General features: G+C 68.0%; 1 protein-coding gene. It reads right to left on the bottom strand.

Annotation, left to right across the window (positions count from 1 at the left end):
* On the bottom strand, positions 1–2,858 hold a 2,858-nt coding region (locus tag ACP7D4_RS27830; RefSeq protein WP_426212667.1), incomplete at its 3' end, for a beta strand repeat-containing protein.
* Between the last annotated feature and the right edge of the window lie 21 nt (positions 2,859–2,879).

Raw genomic sequence — 2,879 nt, 5'->3', positions numbered from 1 at the left:
AAACGGGTCAGGGTCGGGACGATCTGCAGCAGCGGCTGGCTGGCCGAGCCGAACATTTGCAGCGAGAACACGCCGTTCGCCTCGAACGGCACCAGCAAGGTCGCCTGGGTACCGTCAGCGCTGGCGGCAACCGGGCTCACACGCACCATGGCCGCGGCGCCATTGTAGTCGGTGTAGCGCAGCAAAATATCGCTGTCGGTGCTTAAACCGGTGCCGCGCAAGGTGATGGCCTGGCCCGGATTGGCCGAGGCCGTAGCGGCATCGGCCGGCGTGCCCGATAAGGCAAGCGCCTGCACCGCGTCGAGGCTGGCGCTGAAACTGGCGCTCACGCCGCCGGCGGTCTTGACGCTGATGGCGCCAAAGACGCCGTCGGCCAGCGGTACCGTCAGCGTGACCTGGCCGTTGACGTACTGGTTGATCGCATAATCGTAGATCTGCTGCACGTCCGGCCCGAGCGCCGCGCCGGCGTCGATGATGACCTGGCCGTTGGGGCCGGTGCCGAAGCGGTATTCGCTGTTGTTGCCTTCGACAAAGCCTGTGCCGTGCAACACCACGACGGCGCTGCGCCCGTCGGCGGAAACCGACTGCACGTCGACGCTGGTGATGACGGGAATGATCTGCAGCGGCAAGGCGACGCCGGCGTTGTCGCCCACCGCGCTGACCACGCCGCTGACCGCATTGGCGGGCACGCGCACTTCGGCGCGCGTACCGGCCGCGTTCATCAGGGTAGCGCGCACGATGACTTCGCCCGAGTTGCCGTTGCTGTCGGTCTGGAACACGAAGCCGGTGGTGGCGTCCATGCCCACGCCGGTAATGACGATCATTTGGCCCGCAATGGCCGAGGCCTGGCCGGGGGCTGCGGCGGTGCCGCTGCTGGCGGCGGCTTGGACACCGGTCAGGCGCATGCCGAACGCGGCGCTGGTGCCGCCGATGGTCGACACCCGGATCGGGCCCGAGGCCGCGCCTTCCGGCACGGTCAGGTACAGCGCGCGGCCGCTGTTGCTCACGTCAACGCCGTAGTTGCGGCTGACGTCGGCGACCTGTTGGGCGCCAAACAGCACGCTGGCGTTGCCTTCGGCGAAACCGCTGCCGGTCAGGCGCAACTGGCCGCCGTGGTAGGCGCTGCCGTTGTCAGCTTCCACATTGCTCAGAGTGGGTACGATCTGCAGCACCACGCCGACGCTGTCGCGCGACAGGCGCACCATGCCGGTGGTGGCGCCAAGCGGCACCGCAACCGTCAGGCTGCTGCCGTCGGCTGCAACGCTGGTCGGCGCCACGGCCGTTTCATAAAGCTGGCCATAGTCGTCCAGCATGGTGAACACCACTTGCTCGCCGCTGAACAAACCGCTGGTACCCAGCGTGATGGTCTGCAGCGCATTGGCCGAGGCCAGCGCGGCGCGCGCCGGGGTGCCGCTGGCGGCCGTGGCGCCAAGCGCGCCGATGCGGCTGCTGGCCGCTGCCACCCGCTGCAAATTGAGCTTGTAGGCGCCCGTGTAGTTGCCGTTGGAGCCGGACCCCGCCACATTCGGATTGTAAGCGGTGTTCGAGTAGCCGCTCACGCCCACGTAGTAGGCGCCGCTGGCCGGTGCGCTGACGCTGAGCGGCGTGGTGTCGCCGGCGGTGCGGTAGCCGCCCGCGATGGCGTTGCCGGCGGCGTCGAACAGGCGCAGGTAAGTGTGGTTGTTCTCGGTCAGGAAGGCGCTCAAGCGCTCGCCCGCTGCCAGGGTCACGCGGTACAGGTCGACGTCGAGCGTGTCGCCCACCGATCCCCGCACCACGACGCTCTGGTTCAAGCCAAGGCCCGGATCGGCCGCGCCGGCCAGCAGGTTGCCGGCGTCAGCGGGATTCTGCTCGGCCAGCACGCCAATGGCAAGCGCGCCCGCACGTAGGGCGGCGCTGCCGCCTGCGGTACTGACGGTGATCAAGCCGCTTCCAACGCCGGTCGGGACCGTAATGCGCAGCAGTTGCTGGTCCTGGTAGGTGCCGGTTCCGGCATTGATCGTGGTCACTTCAAACGTGCCCACGCCGCGCCCGTCGACCTGGATCGCCAGGTCGTTCGCTGTCAAGCCTGTGCCTTCGATGAGCAGCACGTTGCCGGCTGCAACCTGGCCGCCGACCGCGCGCAGGGTCGGCACGATTTGCAGATTGATCGATACACCGCTGCCCAGCACGGTCACGGCGCCGCTGCGGGCCAGCGCTGGCACGCGCACGGTGAGCGACTTGCCGTCGCCCGAGGCAGTGCCGGCCACCGTCAAGGTGCCAAATTTGCCGGCGTCGTCGATGCCCTGGAACTGTACCAGCGTGCCGTACTTGAAGCCCTGGCCGGACAGCACAATGTTTTGCCCGGTAATGGCCGAAGGACGGGCCGGATCGGCGGCAACGCCGCTGCCGGCGGTGGCATTGATGGCGCTGAAGTCCACCCGCGGCTGGCTGGCGAACTCGCCGCCCGGCAGCTCGGTAAAACCGCCTTCGGTGCTGATTCGGATCGGTCCGTCCAGCGTGCGCGGCGCCACCAGGCTGACGCTGTCGTTGCGCGCGCCGGTGACGTCAAATGGCGAACCGGTGGTGTAGGCGTCGGCCAGGACCACGCCGCCCACGGTGACGCTGGACGCGCCCTCCATGAAGCCCGAGCCCTGCAAATAGAACATGTCGTCCTGGCCGGGGCGCCCCGTCATGCCGGTCAAGGTCGGCACGATCTGCAGGCGGATTCCGGGCGTGGCGTTGATGGTTTGCGGGGCGTCGAGGCGGTTGCTGATGGTTTTGCTCAGCACAGTGACGCCGTCCACGGACACGCTCAGCTGGTCGGGATTGCCCAGGCTGCCGTCCCATGAATCGAGCGCATACAGGTCAAAACTCATGGTGTAAGTCTGGCCGGCGGT

It is taken from the genome of Massilia sp. TWP1-3-3 (assembly GCF_049897805.1).
Classification (GTDB): domain Bacteria; phylum Pseudomonadota; class Gammaproteobacteria; order Burkholderiales; family Burkholderiaceae_D; genus Telluria_A.
The sequence above is the reverse complement of the archived record's forward strand: the minus strand, read 5'-3'. Positions and strand labels throughout refer to the sequence as shown.